Raw genomic sequence first — 21,411 nt, 5'->3', positions numbered from 1 at the left:
TTAAGCAAGGTTTAGTTCTTCGTTATAAATGTCTCCTTTGATCTCATCCGAATCTTGGGAGATATATTTGCTGTAGTTTACAGAAAAGTAATACTTTATGTCCAGGGAGTATACAAGTATATCGGAAGCGGGTAAATTGAGGACTAAGTCGCCAGCAGAGTTTTCATATAATAATGCTATTTTAAATTTATAATAGTCAATACTTTCAGCTGATTTTAGTGGGATGTCATCGGGACTCAGCTTAAGTAGAGCTATTCTTACGTTAGTATATAAAATTGCAAATGCCTTTAGCAATTCATTTTCCTCCTGCGTAAGCCCGATTATAAATTTATTAGGGACCGAACCGTCTGTCGTAAGAAGCTTGACGCCATTTATTAGTTGATTGTTCTCCGTAAATAATTGAATGCCCAGATAAAAAGGGGCGGGCAAAGTATAGGTTTTGGAAGCACCGACCGTTGTCGACAAAGACGGAGTTGACTTTGTATCATGAGTTATAACTTTGGGGCCATCGAACACATTGGTTAAAACATCAATAGTTTCTGTAATGTAAGCCACTCGATTTAGCATTGGTGTTCCTTCAATACCTGTTTCAATTATATCATTTACAATATTGGATTGGATCGCGGAAATCCCATTTTGCTTACCATCGAAATAATGATTGATCAATTTAATTTTTTGCGACGTAGATATCGTGTAACCGGTGGAAGTAGTTGTTTTTAAGACTGGTATCGCTAATAAAGAGCCAAATATATCATCAAGTAAACTCGGCTGGGTTATAATATCACTTAGCTCAACTCCTGTAGGAGTTTGTCCGGCTACATAATCGTACACCACGCCTTGATAAAGCAATATATAGAAGGTAGCAATATTTTGTTTCGCATTGTTGGGCCCTATATTGGGATTATTTAGTATTATGGCCTTAGTTAGGTTTGTGGGGGTACCTTCATTGTTTATTGGAAGGATTAAATAATCTGCATTGGAAAAATTGTTGCTTTGGGCATTCTCTATTCGGCCAATCTGCCCGTAAAGCATCGTATTAACATTGTTGTCGGTAACCAGCTGGAGATAAACGCGGTTGCTCGTGTCGTTGTGGGACTGAGCAGCATTGTCTATTATTAGAGGCCAGCCGTTGTTGCTATAGACAGCAGGGGTAAGTGTGCTCTCTGTATAACCAGATAATAAAGAATGATCGTCAGTATCACTTATGCCATAATTTTCATAAAAATTATAGGAGCGGGTGCGGTCGCTTTGAATGTACAGGTACAGATTATTTTTGGTCTGGAAATTTTGAATAACATCTGTATAAATGGTTTGTCCGGTTTTCTTTATTTTGGTGCCGTTATTGTTGACGGTCACGGCTCCCTGGTCGGTGCTGTGAAACCCGAAATAGGCGGCGGCATCCAGGAACTGAAAGATCTGTTCCCGGATCAGTTTTTTCTGGAAAGCATCAGTTACCTGGGTTAAATCGATTGAATAGTCATTATCACGCGCATATGCCAGGTCAAAAACAAACTGGTCATTTGATGCGGGCAGTTGATAATCGCCGTAGTTTAAGACTATATCTATCCCGCACTCCCCGTTGGCAAAGCGCCCTAATGATGCGCCCATAGGCATCATCGGCAGTTCAAACGAGGTTTGTGCTGTTTCGTTTGACTGACCGTTATTGCTCACATATTCCGATTGTTTAAAAAATAAACCGGATATCGGCATGCTGTCTGGTTGGTTGGCCGGATCAAAACCGATAAATTTTGCTAAAAAGTCAGGTTTGACGATTGCTGGGTTCGCCGCATAGTAGGAATTGAACGCGGTATTGATGCGGTTGGCAAAATCGGATGTGCCAGTTGTCTGCTGTATGACTTTATCGCCATTGAAAAAATCTGCCTTCTTTAATCCCCGGTAAACAAAATATTTGATATTGATCCCTGTGATGGGCTGTTTAAAAGGGCGCAATATTAAATTGACGAGGTTGTTGCTCCCGGTTTGCGGTTGTACTAATGCCACGCCCGGACAAATGGCGAAAGCGGGGGCATCGGTAGTCACATTAAAACTGGTGGTTACGTGGAAAACGTCAGGGGATGCCGGGCCGAAGGCCTGCGCTTCGGACTGCGTTATGAGCGCCGGATCGGTAAAAAAATGCGATTGCGGCGCAAATGGTGAAACGAAGTTGGATGGATTAGCAGCCATTGTGTATTTGTGATTTATGAGGTTTATCCCTGTGGTACAATGGGGCACATTGTTAAATTCTGGTAGGGCGTGATGTAGTCCGGGTCTCCCTGGGTGTTAGGTTTGGTAGCCTGTGGCAGGCCGGAAATTCTGCATGGAACATTATTAACATCAACGGGTTCCCGGTAATGGGGGTCGGCCGTATCGGTGATGTCGGCCCGCACGCGTTTAAGCCGTACTACGATTACATTTCCTGTATTTACTGTAGCCATATTAATTGAATTTAAAAATGATACCGTCTGTAAATTGATTGTTGTTTGGTACGCTTTCCGGCACCCTTCCTGAGCTGGATGCATATACGCTGTTATTGGGCGGATAATAAATCAGCCCGTCTATACTGCTGTTAATGGATGGGCTGGTGGTTTGGGTAATCGTTTCCGATGCAGCGTCAAAAGCCCAAAGCCTGGCAAGCGGAGCATCTGCGGTATCTTGTATCGCGCCACCTATGTAAATGCTGTTGCGCAACGGGTGAAAACCGATAACTGTAGGGCTTGCATAGTTTTTGCCTTCTTTGTCGAGTCCAACCCGTTTGGACAGGATATCTGAAACGGCATCGACCACGATAATCCCTCCCGCTTTTGAACTTTCTCCGACATAGATCTTTTTGTTGGGTAGGTCGCTATAATAGGCCCTTGATACATAATCTCCGCCGATGAAAACATCAGAAAGCAAACCGCTAATGGTTTTTAACAAGTTCAGGCTGGTATCATAAACTTTGACCATGTTGCCGTTCTTATCAAAAAATACATAGATCTTGTTGTTGACTTCGGTTACATATACGCTACCCTGGGCGGTAAAACCGGTATTAATAATAGTTTCATCCGTATGGGCATTGATCCTTAAAAAACCGGTATTGCCTACGGCCCATATTTCATTTAATGAAGCGATGTAATAGACATTTCCCCTGGAATAAGCTTTATTTTCACCGTAATTAATAGTTGTCACATTGGTTTTCGCGATGCAATCAATCACAGTTAAGCCGCCGTTGAAGAACCCGTTTACATACAACCTGTTAGATGGTGGATGATAATATGAGCCCGTCGGCCTGGAACCTTTACCCATACTGATAATATTAGCCAGGCTTCCATCAGTGAGGGACCTTGGATCAAAATAGATGACACCGTCAAGCGTCGGATCTACATAAAAGAGTTCATTGTTCGCTGATACTATAGGAGAGGTTGGGGAAGCGAATTTTCTGATGACCGTTTGTTCAACAATTTTGGTTTCACAATAACTCTGACTCGGATCTTCAACCCACATGGCAGGAACGACAACCGAGGTCCTGTCCTTGATAATAATTGACTTGGTCAGCGGTGTGCTGCCGGCTTTGGTTGCCGTAATTACCGCATTCCCGGAGTCATTCGGGATGTTATTTTCTGGTATAGTTAATGTTGAACCTGTAAAGGTTCCCATGGTACAATTAAATGTGTACTGTTCGGTAATATCGTCGCTGCTTCCGTCGCCGAGTTTCCCGATCACGTAATAATCGTTGCTGCTACCTTCATCAACGTTATCAGGCCCGGTAATAGCGATAGAAGTATATACAGTTTTATCCTTTATCGTGATCTGCTTGCTGAGCTGCTGAATCCCTCCCCGCAGGGCCACAATTGTACTCTGATGGGAGTCATTTACAACGTTGTTTTTGAATGCCAGGAAGCTGCCATTCAAAAAGGTGCCGTCAGGACAAGTGAAAACGTAATCACTGGTAAAATCAGTTGTGGTGCCGTTTGAGTAAGTCCCGATAATCGTATAATCTGCGGTTTGACCTTCGCTGACTTCGTCCGGGCCTTCAATGGCGAGTGAAACCAGGCTGACACTGGTATTATCAAGAATGCTTACCGCCTTGGTAGCAGGTGGCTCTCCGTTCTTTGTCGCCGTAATGGTGGCTTGGCGGTTATCATTGAGGATATTGTTTTGTGGCGCGGTGTAGTTGTTGCCTGTAAATTCCCCGTAATCAGCAGAGAAGGAATAATCCGCGGTTAATTCCTCCATGCCTCCGTCAGTAAAAGTGGCAAATACCCGGTAAACCCTGGTTTCTCCCTCTTTCACGGAATCCGGGCCGACGATAATGGTGGCAAGTGTTACTTTACAGGTGGAAAAGGTCATGCTCCTTATCGCCGACCATTCGTCGTTACTCAAAACCCTTGCCCCGATGGTATAACCGCCGCAGTCGAGTGATGCGGTGAATGAAGATAAATTACTCCCCAGCACCGGTAGGTTATTTAAATACCACTCAAACGCCTTTATGCTATTTAAGTCATTGACGTCCTCAAATAAAAGATTAAAATTTACTTGTTGATTCGGGAAATATTTACTTCCGTTGACCGAAAATACTGGCCCTGAAGAATAGGTATTATTTGGCATGTCTTGACTGTGCTTGGTTTGGTAGATGTTGTTGTAGATGCAGTTATAATAACTGTTATGATGTTATAAATAATAAACGGCGGTTACGGTTTTCTTATTGTTTCGGCTGAATTATATTTATAATATATCTTTAAATTATTGATTATTAATTTATTATAATTTTTATTGAAGTTTACTTATAAATTAAACCTAAATTATTGTTAATAGAGTTTTGAAATGTTAATTTTAAATTAATATACAGTAATAAATATGGCTTCCTTCTAGCCCCCGACCCGATTGTCTATTTATAAATAAATCATATTATTTCGGATTTAAATAACTACTGGAGTGTTCTTTGTGCTTCATAGGTTAGGTGCGCCGTATTTGCTAATAATATTAGCAAATGAGGGTTAAAAATTTGAGATTAACAAGAGCAAACAGAAAAATCATCTTCTTATTTATTCAATGTGCTGTTGTTCAGTCAAATGTTTTTCGAAAATGTTTTGTTGGCGTTTACTTCAGTTTTGATCCCGGTAATCAGTGCACGTCAGATCTACGAACTGAAAAAAAATGATGGCCTGTTTCTTCTGATGATATGAAGAAGGTATAAAGGAACCCCGAGTCCGGTTTTCTCGTCATGCTGAATATATGCCATCCTTTATTAGCGTCGGTTCGGAGTTTCCACCCAAGACAAATGGCTGCGCTCAGGTATCATTGAATTTGGAAAGTAAGTTAGTAAATCAAAAAGAATAAAGGTTATGATGTTGTTCAGGATAGGCTTTTTTACAAGTTTTTATTTACTTCGTGCGCGTCGAGCTCATGCCATTCGTTAACGTTTAAAGTGGGCAAAAAGAAATGGTTCAAAATATTTTGAACGAACAGGGATAGGTTTGACATACTAATCAATCCCGGGCGTCATTCTGCATTTCTTCTTGTTTACTAGTCAAGCCATAATCAAGGACATAACATTTGTGTTCGGCCAGCATTTTTTGATACATTACTGGAAATCTGGAGAACTTCTGCTTCGGATAGGTTGCATAATATGATTGAATTATCAAAGATTATGGTAAACTCATTCCCTGCTCTTGCAACTAACTTTTTCAATTACCTTATTGTCAATAACCTGACTGAGGCCGCAAATTTTGCACACTTGGTGAAAGCCAATAGTAAAGACGGTGACGACTTTTATAAAAAAGTAAACTACTTCTGGACTAAGGGAGATCCGGCATCAAAGTCAACAGCGATATGGATGCTGGTACACGGACGGCATGGCGACACCTCTTTGTATAAAGAGCCGGATTTTGATTATTTTGAAGAGGTGCTGGCGGAGCAAAACCAATCTGCTATCGGCACACTCAAATATGGAATAGAGGACTATTTGGTCGTCGCACCTAAACGTACGCTCGAATTGATAGCCAGCCTTTTTAAATTAAAGGATAGCGAACCACTTTATGATTCGATTTTCTACTCGATGTTTGAAAACGTTGAAGTTGTAGAAAAAAACGCCGAAGCAATCAAGGAGTTTATTTTTAAGCAAACGGTTGAAATCCCGCTAGACCATTATATGCAGGATTTATTAAAGTTTCTTGAAAATCATTTTGGTTTTGATACGGTAGTGGATTACCTGTTGAAAAAAGCAAATTATTTCGAGGCACATCCTGACCGGCCAAGATCATATTATGATTTTGTATTTAGCAATCCGAAGCTTGACCAGGAAACAAGAGAGTACAACTTCATTCAATTGTTAGATCGCTTTATTAAAGAGAAAAAGATAAATAACGACGGCGTAATTGATGCATTGAAACCCGCAACGGGGGTAAGTGCATTTATTTATGAAGTTTTGTCAGAAAAAATAGAGCAAAACCGTAAAGATAAAGACTACCTGATTGACTTGGCTCAATTACTCCATATTTTCAAAGAACCGACAGAAAGCCATGTGAAGTTGCTTATCAATATCGGTAATCAGCTTGCTGCTAACCATACCATAACAGATGACGAACTAAGGTCAATATTTCCTGATGGATATTATTATAATATGGGATCGCGTTCAAAAAGTGGACAAGGGCCGTTTCCTCAAGATGTAGAAAAAAAAAGCATGATTGAAAAGCTGCTGGCAGAGAATCAACTTCATGAAAGATTGGGAAACATTTTTAAAAACATCTTAATAGCGGTAGAAAGGGACATAAAAGAAGAAAGCAAAAGTGACGATTGGTAACAACAGGAACGCGAGAAGTCAAGCTGGAAAAAGCGTGCCTTTTTCAATTATCCATAGGTTCGATGTGTGATTGTGTCTGAAAGCGTGACTATTTAGATAAAATAAAATCGCGATAACCGCAAAATAAATAAATTTGTACAACGCTTAGCCCTTATAATGGAACTTTTAGATAAAATCAACTGGTCGCAAGTAATCCCCGGATTTTTAAGTGGCGGTGCTCTCGGTGCACTAATCAAACAATTTTTCGATAATCGTAGAAACAGGATTCAACCGATAGGCAAATCTGTCGAAATAAAATCTGTATATGATTCGTCTGAAAATAAGTTATTGAATTCTGAAATTTCCTTGACTGGCACAACTCAAACCGGGAACGCGAAGAAGCCGGGTTGCCGCTTCTCGTCAGGCGGGGTGTAAATGTTCCTACCGCAGCTGAGACACTTGGCCTGAACGAGGTAACGAAATTCATATCCGAAAAAAATCCGAATGTCCGGCTGACCATTCATATACAAACTTTTGATCATCCTTTCGTATATTACCTCTTGATCATCGTGGACGACGGGACACAGCTTTCAAACGAAGATGCGGCTGTCCGGATTGAGCAGGAATGCGCACACTTGGTATCCGTCGTCGCCTTTGTAAAAAAGACCAAATGGCTTGATGCCGTCCTGCAAGGTAAATTAAAAGATTTCTGTTATGCGGTCCTGCCTGGAAACGTCAGGTATCGTTCCCCGCTGTTCGAAAAATCAAATGAGATACGTTCGCCTTTAAGGATCAGCGCTGCGGATATTAAAGCAAGCTGGGATAAATGGGGAGATGAAGGGCATGGTTTATTTTTCGAAGCGCTAAACCTGCAAGATCAAGGTAGGTATCCTGAATGTCTTTTACGTGTAAATAAGTCGATAGCCTATTCTTTGAAAGCGCTGATCGGGATGTACACCGGCCATATTCCGAAAACCATTGACATCACACGCCTGCTCAAAATGTCATTGTTGTGCACTGCGGGTATTTGGCGCATTTTCTATAAAAACTCGGATTCGAGCAGGCAGGCATTGAAAGTCCTTTTTTCAATCAACGACGACAATGATCAATCAACGGATATAGAGCTGAACGAACCCGCGCTAAACGTGCTGATGTTGAATGCGCATCTGCTGACGGTTTGCGTAGAGCACGAATACCTTGGGTTGTTGGAAAACGAGAAAATACGGTAGCATTCTGGTGTACACGATGTCCTGCACCGAACCACTATTTATTCACTTTAAAATGCTTAGTTATGCAAAACACCCCTATCAAGATCACCGCCCGGCAACATAAAGAATTACTGGAAATAGCGAAAGCACTTACCGGGCATTACCGAATTGAAAAGATCATTTGTTTTGCCGCCCTCCATTGCTTTCATAGCAGCGATACTTGTTTCACAGAACCCGATTGCGATTCTTCCGATCAATATTACCTGCTGGTAATGACCAAAGAGAATACAAGGATCGAACACCAGATGCAGGATTTTATCGGCAAGCTTTTTCCGGGTACGACAGTTCTTGCACACGGCCTTGAAACGATCATGAGCCTTGTATACCAATACGACCGTTTCTTCTTAAATGTTTGCCTTAATGGCGAATTGGTATTTACATCGGACGGCTTTACGATGGTCCCGGAATTTGAAAATGAGAAGACTGAGCAAACTATTGTAAAAGACATCGACGCCTACCATCAGATCTTTGGTTTAGCCTGCGGTTTCGTGGAGTGTGCTTTTGATTGCCACAGTAAAGGATTCTATAACAATGTCACCTTTATCCTTCACCAGGCGGTTGAGCATGGTTGCAGGGCATTGATCAGGCTCTTTACCGGATATAAGTCGGATATCCATAACCTTGACCGCCTGATCACATTTTGCAGCCTTTTTCCAAATGAGCCTGTTGCTTTATTCAGGCGGCATTTTGATAAGGAAAAACAATTATTCAGGCTGCTTTCAGCAAGCTATACAGAAGCGCGGTACCGCGATCATTACAAAGTGAACGAATTAGAGGCCGGTGAGCTTTGCGTACTCGTTAAGAGTTTCCTTGAACTTGTGAAAAGCCTGGCTGAAGTTCAGATTAGGAAATTGACTCAGATAAATAACTATCAAAATGGTTTGGCTTTTAAAAATGACAATCCGGCTTTGCCCGTCGCTTGATAAGCATTGTGTCTTTTTAATTAAACAGAGTTTAATCAATGATTAAATGTCGATATTTGAAACGTGGGACCTCCTAAGTTCCACATGTGATAAGGTTTAGGAAAAGTCCCGGCGGCGAGCGTTTAGGGGCTTTTGTTTTTTTTTTTGCGAGGGTAATTTTAGTTTGTTGTTAGGCTGTGACTGCGGCAAACGGCTCATTACATTACGCGCTATCACGCTATATTTCATTCCCCGTCAGCCTCATCACGATGGCAGGAGTGAAATTCGTTCCTCATAACACACCTGCTTCCGGAAGGAGCTGCCATGCCTAACAACATATGATAGCATTTTGCATAGTACCGCAGCCACTAAGTTAGCGCCGCCTTTGAGCAGTCAAGGGTACATGAACAGCGCTTTTTTTGCTTTTTTATTGGCTGCGCTGCCCTTGACAACTCAAAGACTCGCTGCTTTCCGGTGTTTAAGCGATCCAATGCAGGGTTGTGTATTAATTTTTTGATGATCCCCCTGTAATAAATGAAAATAATATGCGTCTGAAATATAACACCGCCGACAGTGCCGCCTGTCGCTATGCCTCGCAAACCCGGCAGATACCCCGCCTGGCCAGGTATAGATTAATCAATTGGTTCATTGCCTGTTCCTGCTGCCGGCAACAGCTTAGGGCAACCGGATCATCTGACCCGCCGGAGCAAAACACCTGGAGTTGTACAGGTGTTCCCTGAACCTCCGGCGATAATTCAACGTCTTATCAAGCCCGAATGAAGGCAAGGACACCGGACAACAGGAATATCACACCTGAAAAAGCTCAAAAAATACTTCTTGAAAACGGCATCGATGTAACTGAAAAAGAAGCAGCAAAAATCTTGGATTTCTTGTATTTTTTAGCTAAATTAACTGTAAATCAAAATCTTAAGAAATGAAAATAGCAGATCTATACATACGTGTCAGCACCGATGAACAGGCCGATAAGGGGTATTCCCAACGAAGCCAGGAGGAAGTTTTAAAGCGGTATTGTGAACTTCATCACATTACTATCCGGAAAGTTATCTTTGAAGATCATTCCGCCAAAACTTTTATACGCCCCCAATGGCAAAGCATGTTGCTCAACCTTAAAAAGCGCAGGGGGCAAATTGACCTGATCCTTTTTACCAAATGGGACAGGTTCAGCCGTAATGCACCTGATGCCTACCAAATGATCAATACGCTCAAACTGCTTGGTGTCGAGCCGCAGGCTATCGAACAGCCGCTTGATATGGAAGTGCCGGAAAATAAAATGATGCTGGCCATTTACCTCACTGCCCCGGAGATCGAAAATGATCGCAGGGCTTTGAATACGTTCTATGGGCTTCGCCGGGCTAAAAAGGAAGGCAGGTGGGTTTCGCAGGCTCCGGTTGGTTATTGCAACAGGCATGACGAAAGAGGGAAAAAGTACATCGCCATCAATCCCCCGCAGGCGAAGATCGTAAAATGGGCTTTTGAAGAACTGGCGAAAGGACTTTACCCGGCGGAACAGGTTTTTAAGGAGGCCGCGGCGATGGGGCTTGAATGCAAGAAAAACAATTTTCTGAACATTATCCGCAACCCGGTCTATTGCGGAAGAATATTAATTACGAAGTACAAGGACGAAGAAGCATATACCGTCAAGGGCATGCATGAATCCATTATTTCTGAAAGCTTATTTAACGATGTGCAAGACGCAATTAACGGCAGGAAAAGGATGGCCAAGGCAAAGGTTCATTCACCGGATTTCCTTCCATTAAGGGGCTTTATTCGCTGTTCTAAGTGCGACAGGATGCTTTGTGGAAGCGCCTCAAAAGGCCGAAATGGTTATTATCATTATTACCATTGTTCATCGGCTTGCGGCTGCCGCTATAAGGCTGAACTGGCGAATGAATTATTTATCGAAGGTCTGCAAGAATTTGTCGTTACAGCAGAGTTAGCCCCTCTGTATTCAGAAGTGATTATCGACACCTATAAAAGCCAACATAATGCCAGGGAAAACCATTCAGGTTTGTTGAAAGAGATAGACGAATTTAATGGCAGGATTAGGAAAGCAAGAGAGTTATTGTTAAGTGGTGATATTGATGGAGCAGATTTTAAGATTGTTAAATCAGAAAGCGAAGCGGCTATCGAAAAACTGGAAGTAAGGTTGTCTGAGGCTTTAGTTGCCAAACGGGCGTATGTCAACGTTGAACCTATTGTAAAGACAGCAATTGAGCGCCTGACCAGAATAGATGACATATACTGTAAATCAAACACTTGCGATAAACGCACATTAATTGGTTCGATGTACCCCGAAAAATTCACTTTTGAAGAACTGCAACATCGAACCGCTAAAACAAGTGAATTATTCAGCCATATATACTTGATTAACAATTGGTTGCAAGATAAAAAAGAAGGGCAAGCGACCGATTTTTCGTGCTTGCCCACTATGGCTCCTGAGGCTGGGCTCGAACCAGCGACCCTCTGATTAACAGTCAGATGCTCTAACCGGCTGAGCTACTCAGGAGTGTTGTCCGGTTGGGGATTGCAAAAGTATAATTTTCATTGATATTTTGCAATTTTATTCAACTTGTTATATCCTGCTGTTTCAGGGCTACGTGGTACTTGTATTCTTCCCTGCCCATTTTACAAGTTTTTTAACCAGGTCATCTAATTTAAATGGTTTGCTTATATAATCGTCCATACCTGCATCTATACAAATTTGCAGATCGGATTGGAGGGCATTGGCCGTCATCGCTATAATAAAAGGCCGTTCCGGGAAACGCTTCTTTATTATTCGCGTAGCTTCCAGGCCATCCATTTTGGGCATTTGTACATCCATTAAAATAACATCGAATGTTTTTTTATTAACCAAATCCAGTACCTCCAGGCCGTCTGCTGCCAAAGCGGCTTCATATCCTAACTTACTCAATATCTTCATGATCAGTTTTTGGTTCATCTGGTTATCTTCGGCAACCAAAATCCTCAATGGGTAACTTTCTGAAAAATTATCAGGCAGTTTATGATTTGCAGTATCGCTGTGCAGCGACTCATGAGTGGCAGAACTTACATGCTTGCCAAGTTCCTTTATAATGTGCTTGTATAAGTTATGCTGTTTTGCAGGTTTGGTTAGTATAGAACAAAACAAACCGGGGTTATCTTTATGGAAAACATAGCTGATGGAGCTCAACAGCATTATAGGTAATTCGGGGTATTTGGCCCGTATTAAGGTTGCCAGTTCAATCCCATCCATAAAGGGCATTTGCATATCGGTAATAACAAGCTTAAAATCATGCTGCTGCTGCGCCAGGATCTCAAGAGCCTGTTCGCCTGATTTGGCTACTACCGGGCTTAGTTGCCACTGCTCCAGTTGAGCCTTTAAAATTCTGCAATTGGTATCATTATCATCAACAACCAAAATTTCGCTCTTTTCAAAACCCTGCATGGTATGGTTTATTTGTACAGGGTCCTGTAGTAAACTTTTTTGCGAGTGAATAGAAAACCTGAACGTACTTCCTTTGTCAACTTCACTTTCTACACTGATTTTGCCGCCCATTAATTTTACAAGTTGTTCACTTATAACCAGGCCAAGGCCGGTACCTCCGTATTGCCGGGTGGTTGATGAGTCAACCTGCGAAAATGCTTTAAATAGCCGGTGCAGCTTATCGGCAGAAATACCAATGCCGGTATCTTTTATCTCAAAGCCTAATTCGATTTGGTTATCATCTGATATGCTGAGCAAATGCACGGCTACATAAATTTCACCCTTTTTGGTAAACTTGATAGCGTTACTGATTAAATTGATCAGGATCTGGCGAAGCCTTAAACTATCGCCAATAATTTGCGCCGGTACATCATAGTCAATCTGGTAAACCAGGTCCAGCTTCAGGTGGGCGGCTTTTAGGGCAAAAACATCAAAAACCTCTTCAATACAGGTACGCAGGCTAAAATCCTTTTCCTCCAGCTCCATATTGCCCGATTCTATTTTCGAAAAATCTAAAATATCGTTAATCACCGCCAGCAGGTCTTCGCCGCAGGTTTGTATGGATTCGGCAAAAGTTCGCTGCTCTTCATCCAAAGGAGTTTCGGCCAGTAACGACGCCATCCCGATCACCCCATTCATAGGTGTGCGGATCTCATGGCTCATGGTAGCCAAAAATATGCTTTTAGCCTTGTTAGCCTCCTCGGCCTCGAGGGCTAATTTTTTTTCAACTTCTATGGCACGGGCCAGCTGCCCGGTACGTTCTTTCACCTGGCGCTCAAGCTCGGCCTTTTGCTTTAATATAGAACGTGTACGGATAAGATAAAATGCCGGGCCGCTGATTATAAAAATTAACGCTACAATTAATTTAAACCACCAGGTAAGCCAAAAAGGAGGCTTAATGTTGATGATGATAAATGTGCCTTTGTTATTCCATTTGCAATCATTATTTGATGCCTTAACCCTGAATGTATAACTACCCGGATCAAGGTTGGTATAAGTGGCCGTTCTTTTATTGCCAACATAATTCCAATCTTTATCAAACCCTTCCAGCTTGTAGGCATATTGGTTTTTTTCGGGAATGGTATAATTCAGGGCCGCAAACTCAAATGTAAGTACCGACTGTTTGTAAGATAGGTTTATGGAGTCTGTTTCGCTGATATCTTTTTGAAGCGGGGAGTTTTTAGCCCCGGCGTTTACCTCCTTATTGAAAATCTGCAGCCCGGTAATATAAACAGGAGGGACAAAGTCATTATCTTTTAAACTATCGGGATAAAAAGTACTGAATCCGTTTACGCCGCCAAAAAACATTTCCCCGTCGGCAGTTTGAAAACACGAATGGCCTTTAAATTCATCTCCCTGCAATCCGTCAGAAATGTCATAGTTTCTGATGGCTTTTGTTTTGGGATTAAACCGCGAGATCCCCTTGTTGGTGCTTAACCAGAGGTTACCTTTGCGGTCTTTCAAAATCGCATAGATCACATTATTAGGCAAACCCTCTCTTTCGGTGTATATAGTAAATGTTTGGTTATGCTTGTTAAACAGGTTAAGGCCGCCGCCGTTGGTACCTATCCATATATCACCGTTATCGGTTTCGATAATCGACTCGACAGTGTTGTTTGATAAGCTGCGTTTATCCCTCTCATCGTGCGTGTAGTGCGTAAAGCGGCCTGTTTTAGGGTTAAATACATTCAACCCGTTATCATCAGTGCCTATCCACATATTGCCCTGTTTATCCTGAAACACTGCTGTAACAATATCACTGCTTATGCTGTTGTTATCTTCCGGGTTGTTCCTGTACCGTGTAAAGAGACCGGTTTTTACGTTATAATGATTAAGGCCCCCTTTCCAGGTCCCTAACCATATATTGCCGTCACGGTCTTTATACATATTGTTGATATCTGAAAGGGAGAGGCTACGCGGATTATTTGCCTGGGGCATGTGATGTGTAAAGGCTCCCTTTTTTTTATCAAACAGGTCAAACCCGCCAATATGATAACCAATACCAATAACATCTTTATTTATTGGCACTATGGCCATTACATAATTATTACTTATGGTGTTGCTGTTATTATCACTATGCAGGTAATGAACAAAGGTCTTTTTCTTGCGATTAAATAAATTAAGGCCGCCCCCGTCGGTGCCTATCCAAATATTTTCGTCACTATCATCACCGGAGATGGCCAGCACGTTGTTGTTGCTCAAACTATTCGGGTTGTTGGGGTTTTGACTGTAGGAACTGAATTTATCGCCAAAGCCAGGCAAAAAATCAACACCGCCCGAATAAGTGCCTATCCAGGTATTCCCCGTATCATCTTTATATAAACAATAAACCGAGTTACTGCTCAGGCTGTGATGGTCGTTTGCATCAAATTTGTAGCAAGTAAATTTATTGGCCGGATAATCGAGCACACTTATGCCGCCATTTTCGGTCCCTATCCAGAGTTTCCCGTCGCCGTTTTCGAGTATCGAAAGAATATCGTTATGGCAAATACTGTTGCTGTTATCAGGGTCGTGTTTGAAATTTATAAACGAATTATTTTTATTGTTATATAATGCCAGGCCTCCTCCATGTGTACCTGCCCAAATATTGCCTTTGCTATCTTTGTATACCGCCTTTACCCAGCTGGCGCCGATGCTGTTTTGGTTTGCAGGATCATGAACATAACCAATAAACTTACCGTTTTGTGGATTAAAATGGTAAAGCCCGTCATCGGTACCTATCCATAACCAGCCATTATTATCCTCGGTAACCTGGTAAATGAAATCGTTAGCTATACTGTTTGTGCCATTCGCGGCATGTGTGAATCTTTTAAATGAACCATTTGCAGCATTAAACAGATATAAACCCTTGCTGGTGCCCAACCACATCCTTTTTTTACTATCCAAAAAAACAGACTGTACAGCAAAAGTTAAATGATTGGAATAGTGGATAAATGTATTTGAGGCCCGGTCAAATCTGTCAAGCCCGCTTTCGGTTCCAATCCATAAATTATGATAACTGTCTTCCGTTATAGCTAATACATAGTTATCGATGATGGTTGTTTTATTATTCTGGTCGTGCTTATAATGCGTAAACTTATAACCGTCGTACTTATTAAGGCCATCTTCGGTGCCAAACCACATAAAACCACGGCTATCTTTAATAATGGTTATTACATGGCTCTGTGACAGGCCTTCATTTGTACTAAGCTGTTTAAATTTAAGGGCGGGTGTTTGCGAATAGGATAATCCGGGAAAAAGCAGGTATAAACAGCAGATAAAAAGCAATATTGGCCTCATTATTATTTTGCTGGTTAGTTTTATCGTATTTCTAATCGGTTGATGTTATAAGCCAAAACAAGCATTGCAGCGGCTAAATAAATGCTCTTATCTTGCGGAACTTATTAATTTGGTTTCAGGAATTTAGTCTTAATAAGTTCTATCGGGCAAGAATTTATATTGACCAAACCGCCTTTAACGTTCATGATAATTCCGGGTTACCGGGAGCTTATTTTAAGTTAGTACTGCTTGCCTGTGATACGGGTATTTACGGGAAATAGTTTCGTATAACGTGTTGTTTTTGCCCATTTAACAGCTATTGTTAACTCAGGAGAAATATTAACAAACCCGGCTTCTGTTTACAACCTACCGGTCTGTATCCGGCAACTGTTTAATCTCTATATTCCTGAAATCGACGGGCTGCCCTTCACTTTGCAGAGCGATAAAGCCGCTGCTTAGTAATTTGCCATCCTGCTTGTATTTAGGATCATAGCCATGTGCCACGCCGCCGCCAATGGTAGGCCTTGAATATTGAAGTACGGTATCGCCGTTGATAATATGGGTAATTAATTTGTTGCCCTGAACAATCAGTTCGCCTTTTACCCACTGGTCACCGTCATAGGTTTTTGAAGTAGAGTTGATACAATGGTCGGGCGAAACCTTTCCTTTATAAACAACATCGGTGCCGGGCGAGCACATATTTCCTGTTGGCCTTGGTTTCCCGTCGCCCAGGCCGCCTAATAACTGCATTTCTATCGATATCGGCCAATCCTGGTCCTTTAGCATAGTTCGGGGATCCTGTGAATGAAACATGACGCCGCTGTTAAGAAGCGTGTAGTCTGGCGCGCCTTTTTGCTGTTTACCAACAAAGCGGTATTCAAACCGCAGGTGATAGTAAGAGAACGGGGTTTTGTAATACAAATGACCAAACTGATCGTTGAAATCGCTGTACTGATCATAGCTAACCCTGATCATGCCATCTTCTACCCGGAAGGTATTGCCATAATTTTCGCCAACCAGGTGATGATTGATCTTTACAAACCAATCGTTAATGTCGGTCCCGTTAAACAGCTTCGTCCAGCCTTTATCGGCATTGCCGGCGTCAGCCAGTTTTTTCGGCCCGGCGCAGCCTAATATGAGGAGGCAGGAAAACATAAAAACGCGTGTTATTTTCATAGGTGGTAAGGTATTATGCTTTTTATAGATAAATTGAATGCTTTTGTTCACTTAACGCTTTGCTAACCGGTATTTCGAAAGTTTGCTCAATAGTAATTTTGCTGACCCTCCTTTACCGTAAGTTTTATCTCTTATGCTACGAATTTAAGAAATTCAGGCCATGTTTTATTGCTTTTAATGCTTTGCCTGTTAAGGTACGCTGAGGCCGCTTTTGTTCAAGATCTCTTTTTAGCCAAGTTTTTTTTGCAGCCAGTTACGAACCGGCTCATCATACCATTTCAAAGTAATATACGCCAGGAAAATTGCACCAATCAAAATAGCTAAAGCATAAGGCCAGGCCTGCACTATGGTTACGCCTTTATGATTGCTGATCCATGCTACGTAAAAATAAACCAGCGGATAATGCACCATGTAAAGAGGGTAGGATATATCGCCGAGAAACCTGCATACCCTGCTCTCCGTTTGGGTATGGACCTTACCGCCGGCACCAAGATAAACGATAAGCGGAAAAATGATAATAATGCAAACGGACTCGTAGATCCCGTTCATCCAAAGATGGGCAGCACCGCCGATGCGCGGCATATACATTACTATCGATATTAAAACACTGCACCATAAAAATGCGTGCCTGATGCGGGCTGGTTTAGCAATACGTGAAAGCAACAGGCCGGCAAAGAATGGGTATATGGTGCGGGTAATGCCAACGCGCACCTGTTCCACGTTAAGTGTCCAGCCGCCGCTGACATCTCCATTGGTGATAGCCAGGTGCGCAAGTGCTACAGCTGCAACGCATACTAAAACCGACAATGTAGTTTTTGAAAATTTTCTTATCCAAACCGCATAAAGAATGTTGGCGATGTATTCAAAGAACAATGACCATCCTACGCTGTTAAGAGGATGCATTTCCTGCCAGCCGCGAATATCCAAAGACAGCGGTACTGGTAGGATGGTATAACCGATCAGCATTACCAGTAGCATCTTCCAAATTGGTACGGTATGAATGAGCGGCCACAGCGTAGAATCTGTAAAATAAAAACCTATGGCACCCAATGTCATCCCGAGAATTACCATAGGCTGAAGTCGCTCGATACGGCGTTTAAAAAAACTGCCGATTGTCATTTTATGCCAGCGGTCGTCATAAGCATAGCCCATAACGAAACCCGATAGCAGGAAAAAGAAATCGACAGCCAGGTACCCGTGGTTAACTATGATATCCAGATGACCGCTTCCCAATGGTTCGGTTAGGTGAAAGGTAACTACGATAATGGCTGCAACACCGCGTAAGCCATCCAGTATCGGATAATGCGGCTTGGTGATCAGTTTATTATTGTCCATGTATAAGATTAGAGTTGGTCGATATTGGGCCGGATGCTAAAACAGGTGTTGCCGGTGTTCAGCGGGCGTTTTTCTTTCCTGTGCATGTATATGCCGGCAAGACCAATGACTTAAATCGGTTAGATTGGTTCATGAACAGTATATAATTGAAGTCTTATTCAGATCGTAAAAATAAGTGAAAGTGATGCCGGGATATCTTCATATCGTGTCAAAATACACGCATATCGTCTCATTTTCGCATGTTTTGTATCTAAATTCGAGGAATCCCCAATTAAATTGTCACTAAGTTGGATCAGAAAAGCGCGGCAGTTATTGTTAAATGGTGACATTGACCATTACCTGCAAAGTAATCTACAGAATATAGATATAAAAAAAGCCTCACATGTCTGTGAGGCTTTTGCTCCTGAGGCTGGGCTCGAACCAGCGACCCTCTGATTAACAGTCAGATGCTCTAACCGGCTGAGCTACTCAGGAATCTAATCCGGTTTGGAGTGGGGCAAAGGTAAAAACTCATCGGATATTTCACAATTTTTATTAAAAAAAATTTTAATTATTTTTCACAGGCTTTTTTAGCCCCTGATTATGTGCTACTTAAAACCCAAAGACACACTACAGCATTTTTTTAGCGATGGCAATTCTTTCTGCAAAGCCCCTTTTTTTCAGCTGCCAGTTTTCTGAACCAGCTTAAATTATGTTTTCTCCAATGAAAATTGGCATCACAAACCAGCAACAATGAATGATTATCCCTTAATTTTCACAATATTTGCGGCGAAAAAATATAAATATCTTTACATGAGTTTGTTAGTTATTGGCACTGTGGCCTTTGATGCCATTGAAACCCCTTTTGGTAAAACCGATAAAATAGTAGGCGGCTCTGCAACCTTTGCAAGTTTGGGTGCTTCTTACTTTTATGATAAAATAAAAATCGTTGCGGTTGTTGGCGATGATTTCCCGCAGCACGAGATTGAGGACCTTCAAAAGCACAACGTTAATACTGAAGGCCTGCAGATAAAACAGGGCGAAAAATCATTTTTCTGGAGCGGGCGTTACCATAACGACATGAACAGCCGCGATACTCTGGTAACTGAGCTTAATGTATTGGAAGCTTTCGATCCCATTATCCCTGATAGTTACCAGGATTGCGAATACCTGATGCTGGGCAACCTTTCTCCGCAGGTACAGCAAACAGTTATAGCGCGCCTTAAAAACCGCCCTAAGCTTATTGTAATGGACACCATGAACTTTTGGATGGATATTGCCCTTGATGAGCTTTTAAAAACCATCCAGCTGGTGGATGTGCTAACCATTAACGATGCCGAAGCCCGCCAGTTATCCGGCGAGTTTTCACTGGTTAAAGCTGCCCGCAAAATATTAACCATGGGCCCTAAATACATCATCATTAAAAAAGGTGAGCACGGTGCATTGCTGTTCCATGAAGATAAGATTTTTAGTGCCCCCGCCCTTCCATTGGCCGAAGTATTTGATCCTACTGGCGCTGGCGATACTTTTGCAGGCGGCTTTATTGGCTACATGGCTAAAGTAGGCACCGTTAATTTCAACAACATGAAAAACGCCATCATTTTTGGTTCGGCCCTGGCCTCATTCTGTGTTGAAAAATTTGGTTCAGAAAGATTAAGAAACCTTAGCGAAGAGGAAATAGCCGCCCGGATCCAGGAATTTGTAGGCTTATCTAAATTTGAATTGTAAGATAGCTGTTTAAAAACATTAATTTTTTAATGTAGAGACACATCACATGCGTCTCCCGTTTGCAATTCAAGATGTATAGTAACGCTCTAAAAAGCAGCTTGCCCTATGAGAGACGCATGTGATGCGTCTCTACAAAAAAGAACTTTTATAAAGCATTTTAGGGTATGTTCAGAAGAATCTCTAAAATACAAAAAAATAAACCCTCTATATGTTTTACATACAGAGGGTTTACAAATAATATAATTGTAAATCAATAACTACAGGCAGAATAACCGGGTTCCCTATCCTTTCAACACTTCCCTGCTAATCACTATCTTCTGGATCTCACTGGTGCCTTCGCCTATAGTGCAAAGTTTGGCATCACGATAAAACTTCTCAACAGGGAAATCCTTGGTATAACCATATCCACCGAAGATCTGAACAGCCTCGGTGGCTGTGCGAACCGCCGTTTCAGAGGCAAAATATTTAGCCATGGCCGATTGTTTTGTGACCGGCAGGTGGCGGTTTTTCAGATCAGCGGCCTGCATTATCAGCAGTTCGGCTGCTTCAATTTCGGTAGCCATATTGGCCAGCTTAAATGCTATCCCCTGGAAATTACCAATAGGCTGTCCAAACTGGCGGCGCTCTTTGGCGTAAGCAACCGCCGCTTCAAAAGCACCTTTTGCAATCCCTAACGAAAGCGCCGCTATCGAGATCCTGCCGCCGTCTAACACTTTCATGGCCTGTTTGAAGCCCTCTCCCTCAACACCCAGCAAATTTTCCTTTGGTACACGGCAGTTATCAAAAATAAGCTCCGTGGTTTCTGAAGCACGCATACCCAGCTTGTTTTCTTTTTTACCATGGGTAAAACCCGGCGTACCTTTTTCAATCACCAGCGCTGAGATCCCGTGCGAATCGCCCTTGTTGCCTGTACGCACCATCACTACCGCCACATCGCCCGATTTACCATGGGTTATCCAGTTTTTTGAGCCGTTCACTACATAATGGTCGCCATCCAAAACGGCGGTGGTGTTCATACCCAGCGCGTCCGAACCGGTGTTGGCCTCGGTTAATCCCCAGGCGCCAAGCCATTCGGCAGTGGCCAGTTTGGGCAGCCACTTCAACTTTTGCTCTTCATTGCCAAAGGCAAGGATATGCCCCGTACAAAGCGAATTATGGGCGGCAACCGATAAACCTATAGCACCGCAAACTTTGGCTATTTCACTGATCACGGTTACATATTCAAAATAGCCGAAACCGGAACCGCCATATTGTTCGGGCACAAAAATGCCCATCATGCCAAGCTCGCCCAATTGTTTAAACAAGTCGATAGGGAAAACCTGGGCTTCGTCCCATTCCATTACATGAGGTTTAATATAACGTTCGGCAAAGTCTTTGGCCATCTGGCCAACCATTTGCTGATTTTCGTTCATAGCAAAATCATACCCGCCTGTTGAGGGGGTATCGGTTAACAAAGTATCCATACATTTATAATTGGTTACTACAAAATAACGTATAAAAAATGAGATTGGTTTGCCCGTA

At 42.2% G+C, this 21,411-nt stretch carries 14 protein-coding genes and 2 tRNA genes; 7 read left to right on the top strand and 9 right to left on the bottom strand.

Features of this window, described 5'->3' with window-relative positions; all coding sequences use genetic code 11:
- The 3 genes from ABID99_RS03570 to ABID99_RS03560 are packed head-to-tail and all read right to left on the bottom strand — an operon-like array spanning position 1 to position 4,434.
- A complete protein-coding gene (locus tag ABID99_RS03570; protein WP_373612881.1) occupies positions 1-2,184 on the bottom strand; it encodes a hypothetical protein in 2,184 nt (727 codons plus the stop codon).
- 23 nt (positions 2,185-2,207) lie between these two features.
- Positions 2,208-2,435 (bottom strand): hypothetical protein, encoded by a 228-nt coding sequence (locus ABID99_RS03565; protein ID WP_354486239.1) that lies wholly within the window; start codon positions 2,433-2,435, stop codon positions 2,208-2,210.
- A 1-nt stretch (position 2,436) separates the two neighbouring features.
- On the bottom strand, positions 2,437-4,434 hold the full coding sequence (locus ABID99_RS03560) for a YncE family protein (RefSeq protein ID WP_373612880.1): 1,998 nt from the start codon (positions 4,432-4,434) through the stop codon (positions 2,437-2,439).
- Between the two features lie 1,195 nt (positions 4,435-5,629).
- On the opposite strand from ABID99_RS03560, the gene ABID99_RS03555 reads away from it, so the two are divergent.
- The 6 genes from ABID99_RS03555 to ABID99_RS03530 all read left to right on the top strand — a co-directional run bounded on the left by ABID99_RS03555 (position 5,630) and on the right by ABID99_RS03530 (position 11,418).
- A complete protein-coding gene (locus ABID99_RS03555) occupies positions 5,630-6,781 on the top strand; it encodes a hypothetical protein (RefSeq protein WP_373612879.1) in 1,152 nt (383 codons plus the stop codon).
- Between the two features lie 156 nt (positions 6,782-6,937).
- Positions 6,938-7,195 carry a hypothetical protein gene (locus tag ABID99_RS03550; protein WP_354486236.1) on the top strand — a complete coding sequence of 86 codons (258 nt, stop codon included), beginning with the start codon at positions 6,938-6,940 and terminating at the stop codon, positions 7,193-7,195.
- 125 nt (positions 7,196-7,320) lie between these two features.
- Entirely contained in the window at positions 7,321-7,989 is a 669-nt protein-coding gene (locus ABID99_RS03545) for a hypothetical protein (RefSeq protein ID WP_373612877.1), read from the top strand.
- A 62-nt stretch (positions 7,990-8,051) separates the two neighbouring features.
- Positions 8,052-8,951 carry a HEPN domain-containing protein gene (locus ABID99_RS03540; RefSeq protein ID WP_373612876.1) on the top strand — a complete coding sequence of 300 codons (900 nt, stop codon included), beginning with the start codon at positions 8,052-8,054 and terminating at the stop codon, positions 8,949-8,951.
- Between the two features lie 755 nt (positions 8,952-9,706).
- The gene (locus ABID99_RS03535; RefSeq protein ID WP_373612875.1) at positions 9,707-9,868 is read left to right on the top strand and encodes a hypothetical protein; all 162 of its coding nucleotides are present in this window, start codon (positions 9,707-9,709) and stop codon (positions 9,866-9,868) included.
- A complete protein-coding gene (locus ABID99_RS03530; protein WP_373612874.1) occupies positions 9,865-11,418 on the top strand; it encodes a recombinase family protein in 1,554 nt (517 codons plus the stop codon). The genes ABID99_RS03535 and ABID99_RS03530 overlap by 4 nt, the downstream gene beginning before the upstream one ends.
- Here ABID99_RS03530 and ABID99_RS03525 read toward each other — a convergent pair.
- The 5 genes from ABID99_RS03525 to ABID99_RS03505 form a co-directional block, all read right to left on the bottom strand.
- Positions 11,381-11,457, bottom strand: a tRNA-Asn gene (locus tag ABID99_RS03525). The genes ABID99_RS03530 and ABID99_RS03525 overlap by 38 nt on opposite strands.
- An 87-nt stretch (positions 11,458-11,544) precedes the next feature.
- Positions 11,545-15,693, bottom strand: coding sequence for a hybrid sensor histidine kinase/response regulator (locus ABID99_RS03520; RefSeq protein ID WP_188833996.1), 4,149 nt, complete (start codon positions 15,691-15,693; stop codon positions 11,545-11,547).
- 345 nt (positions 15,694-16,038) lie between these two features.
- Positions 16,039-16,848: a DUF1080 domain-containing protein gene (locus ABID99_RS03515; protein ID WP_090534052.1), complete on the bottom strand. Its 810-nt coding sequence runs from the start codon at positions 16,846-16,848 to the stop codon at positions 16,039-16,041.
- Positions 16,849-17,076: 228 nt separating this feature from the next.
- Positions 17,077-18,183 carry an acyltransferase gene (locus ABID99_RS03510; protein ID WP_129568599.1) on the bottom strand — a complete coding sequence of 369 codons (1,107 nt, stop codon included), beginning with the start codon at positions 18,181-18,183 and terminating at the stop codon, positions 17,077-17,079.
- A 400-nt stretch (positions 18,184-18,583) separates the two neighbouring features.
- A tRNA-Asn gene (locus ABID99_RS03505) sits at positions 18,584-18,657 on the bottom strand.
- Between the two features lie 318 nt (positions 18,658-18,975).
- Between ABID99_RS03505 and ABID99_RS03500 the strand changes: the two genes are divergently transcribed.
- Positions 18,976-19,890 carry a PfkB family carbohydrate kinase gene (locus tag ABID99_RS03500; RefSeq protein WP_090534112.1) on the top strand — a complete coding sequence of 305 codons (915 nt, stop codon included), beginning with the start codon at positions 18,976-18,978 and terminating at the stop codon, positions 19,888-19,890.
- 281 nt (positions 19,891-20,171) lie between these two features.
- Here the strand turns inward: ABID99_RS03500 and ABID99_RS03495 are convergent, their stop codons facing one another.
- Positions 20,172-21,353: an acyl-CoA dehydrogenase gene (locus ABID99_RS03495; protein ID WP_129568600.1), complete on the bottom strand. Its 1,182-nt coding sequence runs from the start codon at positions 21,351-21,353 to the stop codon at positions 20,172-20,174.
- Between the last annotated feature and the right edge of the window lie 58 nt (positions 21,354-21,411).

Origin of the sequence: Mucilaginibacter sp. OAE612 (assembly GCF_041806395.1) — a bacterium.
Lineage (GTDB): Bacteria > Bacteroidota > Bacteroidia > Sphingobacteriales > Sphingobacteriaceae > Mucilaginibacter > Mucilaginibacter rubeus.
Note: the sequence above shows the minus strand (reverse complement) of the source record. Positions and strands in the feature narration are given on the sequence as shown.